Origin of the sequence: Mycolicibacterium vinylchloridicum, from assembly GCF_013404075.1 — a bacterium.
In the GTDB taxonomy this organism is placed as follows: Bacteria; Actinomycetota; Actinomycetes; order Mycobacteriales; family Mycobacteriaceae; genus Mycobacterium; species Mycobacterium vinylchloridicum.
Genome location: NZ_JACBJQ010000123.1, coordinates 1 through 5115, shown reverse-complemented (window position 1 = coordinate 5115; position 5115 = coordinate 1). Strand labels below are relative to the sequence as shown.

6 protein-coding genes are annotated in these 5115 nt (G+C 60.6%); 4 read left to right on the top strand and 2 right to left on the bottom strand.

Going from position 1 to position 5115, the window contains the following annotated elements; genetic code table 11:
- Positions 1-124 precede the first annotated feature (124 nt).
- The gene (locus HPC46_RS33650) at positions 125-418 is read right to left on the bottom strand and encodes a hypothetical protein (protein ID WP_005148433.1); all 294 of its coding nucleotides are present in this window, start codon (positions 416-418) and stop codon (positions 125-127) included.
- A 429-nt stretch (positions 419-847) separates the two neighbouring features.
- Here HPC46_RS33650 and HPC46_RS33645 point away from each other — a divergent pair, with 429 nt between their 5' ends.
- The 4 genes from HPC46_RS33645 (at position 848) to HPC46_RS33630 (ending at position 4553) form a co-directional block, all read left to right on the top strand.
- The gene (locus HPC46_RS33645) at positions 848-1945 is read left to right on the top strand and encodes a restriction endonuclease FokI C-terminal domain-containing protein (protein ID WP_131542443.1); all 1098 of its coding nucleotides are present in this window, start codon (positions 848-850) and stop codon (positions 1943-1945) included.
- Between the two features lie 102 nt (positions 1946-2047).
- Positions 2048-2635 carry a hypothetical protein gene (locus HPC46_RS33640; protein WP_131542444.1) on the top strand — a complete coding sequence of 196 codons (588 nt, stop codon included), beginning with the start codon at positions 2048-2050 and terminating at the stop codon, positions 2633-2635.
- An 11-nt stretch (positions 2636-2646) separates the two neighbouring features.
- The gene (locus tag HPC46_RS35905) at positions 2647-3942 is read left to right on the top strand and encodes a 7-cyano-7-deazaguanine synthase (RefSeq protein WP_144246120.1); all 1296 of its coding nucleotides are present in this window, start codon (positions 2647-2649) and stop codon (positions 3940-3942) included.
- Between the two features lie 101 nt (positions 3943-4043).
- Positions 4044-4553, top strand: coding sequence for a hypothetical protein (locus tag HPC46_RS33630; RefSeq protein WP_179476323.1), 510 nt, complete (start codon positions 4044-4046; stop codon positions 4551-4553).
- A 232-nt stretch (positions 4554-4785) separates the two neighbouring features.
- Here the strand turns inward: HPC46_RS33630 and HPC46_RS33625 are convergent.
- Positions 4786-5115 (bottom strand): hypothetical protein (locus tag HPC46_RS33625; RefSeq protein ID WP_218894942.1); only part of this gene is annotated, 330 nt, incomplete at its 5' end.

The window sequence follows — 5115 nt, the reverse complement described above, 5'->3', positions numbered from 1 at the left end:
CAATTGGTTTACCCGTCTCTTCGACGATCCGGACAGCACCCTCACGGAACTCCCGGTCGTACTTCTTCCGTTTCTCTGGCATCTCGATCCCTATTGTTGATGCCTCCACGGTCTCGGGGGAAGTTCAAAGGCTATACGCGACAGCGTCGAACGGGAACGGTGTCAACCAGTCCGGCACCAGCTCCGCATCCGTGTTCGCGTTGATCAACGCCCCTGCGAACTCGTCGTCCACCCGTAAAACCACGGGGCTGCCGGACCACTTCTCGAGGATCATCTTGGCCACGTCTTGAGCCCACTGGTCACCAGCGTTGCCGGTTGGCGGTCGGTTTGCCCACCATCGAAAGGCCCCGATCACCGTCGCCGCATCGTCAACCTTGATGTGCCGCTTGGTCCGTAGAGCCCGCCCCCTCTTTGCCATGCTCCGATCCTCCCGCACGTCGAAACGGAAACCCGAGAACGCGCCCGATCTTAAGGACCAGGACCCGCCGTCCTGTGGTCGGCGCCCGGGGCACCCGTGGAGGTCGCGGTCAACCACCGGCGTCGACGACGGACTGATCGTGCCGGCGGGCCGCTCGATTCCGGGTTAGCGCCTGGGGCAAACTGCTGCCCCGTCGGCCCGCGCCGAGGAGACCAGCCCGTCCGCGCGCCCCGAGGCAACGACGCGCAACATATGGCAAGGGCGCGCCAGCAGCCAGTTGAAATGGCCCTCTAACTGGTGATATGACCAAAATCCCATAAAGCTGCCGTGCCTTGGTCCGTGCGTGATTATTGTGACCCCAGGGGCGGCAGATGACCTGTCGGGGGCCTGAGGGGTGCATGTGGTTCCACTGTGCACGGAAGTGCCGCGTTGATCGCCGCACAGACGTCTGGTTCAGGCCTGCCCCCAAGAAGGCCAACACAAGCGAGCCGCCAGTTCGCTGCTGAAGATTTGGCCGCCGTTGAACGGGCAAACCATCGAAAGTTGATTCAACTGCTGCTCACCGAGGCCGGCAGCCGCGCGGTCGAGTTCCAAACTTCGGCCAATTACGACGAGTTGATGGTCGAGGCGATGCCCCTGTGGCGTCGCCGAACTGTGCGAGCACGCATTGCGGCCGCAAGAGTCGACCAAGTTGCGATCGATCAACTGGCAGAAGCATCCGTCCAAGCTGCCGACGTCGAAGCTGTGATTTTCGCCCCACATGGCGCCGATGCGGTGTCTGTCCCAGATGGACTGACTCTGGTGCTCCCCGATGAGATCATCGCTCGCCTCGAGCGCTGTCCGATGGTCGTATGGAAAGACAACAAGCCCGCGCCCGCTTACTTACGTGTTGCGGCGCAGCGCGATCTTGATCAGGTCGCATTCCTGTTGGACCCAGTCGGGCTGAGGTGGCTTCCCTCTCTTAGTAGGAACGAATATCCACCCGACCTGGAGGGCCAATCCGCTTCTCCTGACACTCTTTTCGAGCGAATGGCTTTTCGATTGTTCACCAGCTGTCTTCGGTTTGGGGGTCAGCGCCATGGCGAGGCTGACAGAGGTAAACGATTGCCCGATGCCGTCTTGACGGCACCCGGCACCGACCGATACTCAATCTTGTTGGATTGCAAAGCAAGTGCCGATGGGTACCTGATGGAGTCTGACCACTATCTCCGCTTCGCCAAGTACATTGACACCCTGGGAGCGGGCCTCGACGCAGAGGGCTACCCAATTCGCTACATGCTGATTCTGTCCTCAGCTTTCAGCGGGCAAGAGGGCGATAGGCATCCCTTCCACGCGCGCGCCAAGGCCCTGAAGGACGACAAGCAAGTGTCTCTCGCCTACCTGACCGCCGACATACTGGCGCGTATTGCGACGCAAGTTGAACAAGGCGAGATGTCTCCGCGCGAACGTGAAGAACTCAACTGGGGTGGTCTCCTCGCGAAGGGGCTCGTACATCCGTCAGACGTCGACACAGAACTTGGATTATGAATGGGGACTTCAACTTCTTTCCGCTCTCCTCCCGTCACGCGTTGGCGCGCATTCACGACGGCGCTCACGTCGGGAGCGTCAGTCGAGCGAGTCCGCTCCGAGTTGTTCAACGCGGGCAACGAGTGGGAACACGCGCTAGCGAGCGACGCTGTTGCTGCTTACGCAGCAACAATTCTTGACCTGTACAACTCCCTACCGGATCAACTCCGATCCGGGGAGCGCCCCGAAGACGTCCTGCAAGCCGTCGCCTCAGCGGCGAAAACCGACAGGCATGTCGAGACGGGCAGTGCTGCCGAGGCGATGGCGGAGAGAGCATTCATCCGACTCCTGATGCGAACTTCCGGTGGGGGCGACTCCCTGAGCCAGTTGACGTCCAGGCAAGCCGCACAGCAGTTTGTTGCGCAGCGCGGAACTCCGGGTCGCTTGGTCTCGGAATATCTCGCGGAGCTACTCGGCCAATACGCACGGCACGCGACCGCGAGAGAGGCCGGCCGGATCACTGAAGCAGTCCCCGGAGCCAAGGTCAGTGATACTCGGCGGCTGACTCGCGAAGTGGCCCAGGCCGCCGCGGACGTGGGTTCTCAGGTTGAAGTCACAAACGCGACTGGTTTCGCGATCCGCGGCGCCTGGGCCACCTTGGTTGCTGAAGCCTTCGCGAAGGGTCGCCAACTGCCGGACGTCCACCAGTGAGAAAGTTCGCAGTGGTGGTGAACGACTGTGCCGCGCCGCCGATTACAGGAATTCTGCCCATCCGCAGCCGCAATACAGGGGAGCAAGGCGAGCGCGAACGAAACTTCAACCTCAATTTCGACGAACTCGTCGCGGGATTGCCAGATCGACTCAGCGACCTCCATATGGACTGGATGGAGATACTGGGCTTCCTCTTTGCAACCGACCTCGTATGCGAGCGCGGCGAAGGTGACGTCGAGTGGGCTCGCGAGATCGAACTCTGGCTTCCTGTTCGCGATCCCGAATTCTGGGAACTTCGACGTCCACTAATAGAGCGCATCTGGACCGACCTAACAAACGACGGTTTAAGAATGCACTTCGAGCAGGAGAACGAACCAGACCCGCCACCGCGCCAGGGCCGCGAGCCTCACCCCACACATGACTGTGTGGCACTCGTGTCTGGCGGCCAAGACTCCTACGTCGGCGCCCTCGACCTGATCAAGGACGGCCGTGAACCTTTGCTCGTTTCGCACAGTGCGAGCGGTGCAGTCAACAGCGCACAAAACGCGGTGGAAGCGAATCTGCAGGAAGTAGAACCCTCGATTATGCGACTGAAGCTCAGCGCGGGGAAGGCGCGAGGCGCCGTGGCCGCAGGCGAAGAGCCGTCGCAACGGAGCCGAACGCTCTTGTTCGTCGGAGCAGCTGCTCTCGTCGCATCGCTCGGCGGCTCCCGAGAAGTCTTTCTCAATGAAAACGGCATCATGGCAATACATGTCCCCTTGACGGCTGCCCGTATGGGGTCTCTTTCAACTCACACCGCCTCACCGCCGATTCTCGACCGGATGGCAACCTTGGCCAACGATGTCTTCGATATTCCGATAAGTGTGGAAAACCGCTTGGTGCATCTAACAAAGCCGGAAGTCGTTGGTCGAGCCGTCGACCTTGGATTCGGCCATCACATGATTAACACCGTGTCATGCTGGCAGATTGGGCGCACATCCCGTCACTGCGGAATCTGCTCGCCGTGCATCATGCGCCGAATCTCAAACGAGTACAACAACGTTGCGGACATCTCGTATGACGCCGACATTTTCGACGATTCAGCCGCCGTCGACGAGCCGAAGGCTCGTGACAACCTCACCCACTTCATATCCCTGGTGGACGATCTGCGCGAGCTACCCGACGTCGAGCTCGAATTTGAGTACCCGGAGCTCCTAAGGGCGGCTCCAGCAATGACGTTGACCGAAGCAATTGCGCTACACCGTCGCTGGGCAGACCAAGCAGCAAGCGTGCTCTTTGCCCATCCAGTCCCAGCAGGCCTCAGATGACACGAATCTCGTTTGGTGACTACCGATCCGGAGTGCGGGAGCCCGGGTTTCGAATTACTCCCGGCGGCGGGAACCGTGGCTGGCCCACCCCTACCCCCACGATGTGGGGAACGATCACGCGACATCACCTCGAGGGGCCCGAGGTCGCGCGCGACTACATGGTCAACAGCTTCCGCAACAGTAACTACTGGGGTGCCAACGGGACGCCGCAAAGCAGAGGATGGGCGCAGTCGACCCTGCGCTCGTACGATGCCTATGCACTGATGACGGGCGACGATACGCGGGCGGTGGTCGCAACGGGAGTGAGGCGTGAATTGCCGATTCCTCCAAACACCCTGAACATGCGGATCGATGTGATCCTGCTAGATCCACGCGGCTATGTGCCCCGAGTCATTCTTTGGGATAGACCTGAACTCACGGAGGAACGCGCACTTCTCTACGCGGCACCAATACTGCTCGTAGCCGAAGAAGAACTCGGCCAAGGCCGTATCGCCCAGGTCGAGCTGGTTCACACTCGGAGTGCTTCACGAGTCATAGTCGGTGCATCAGACGCACGCGCAGCGTCGCAAGGGATGGCGGGAACCGTCGGCCGAATCTTGTCGCAGGCCTGAACCAAGGCTGGCCGCTACTGGTGTGTCGGAGGGATATTCCTGAGGAGACACGCCTGTCAATCGCGCTAGTTGTCTGGTGCGTGCCGTCCACTGGCGGTCCTGATCTCGACAAAGACCACATCTGGCTACGTATCCGAGACGGGGTTGTCGACGTTTGACAAGGGGTTCCCGCTGGAATCTGCCCGCTCTTGACCTTCACGTTCTCGAGCGAGCGGCGCTCCTGCCCGACGTATCAAGTTCCTTCTGAGAGGCGATCCACTACATCGTTGATGTTGCGGGTGACCAAGGTATTGAAGCGCTTGCCGACCTTTGCTGCATTGACGAGCGAGGCCCACGACTTCTCGGTGACGACGACGTCGCAGTATGGCACCGCGATCGCAAGCGCGATTACGTCGTTGAGATCATTTCCTTCCCAGGGCTTTTGCGGTGATCGCGCTCGCTGAAATTCCCCACTGACGCTCATCGAAGTTCCCCACCCGTGTGGCTCCGCCGAGAAGGGCGGGCCTCCCTCGAAGCTGCTGGTGTCTGACGCCAGTTGCTCCATCGAAGGAGGCCCGCTTTC

Coding starts and splice junctions, on each gene's coding strand:
- HPC46_RS33630 (WP_179476323.1), top strand. CDS start 4,044: ATGTGGGGAACGATCACGCGACATCACCTCGAGGGGCCCGAGGTCGCG.
- HPC46_RS33650 (WP_005148433.1), bottom strand. CDS start 418: ATGGCAAAGAGGGGGCGGGCTCTACGGACCAAGCGGCACATCAAGGTT.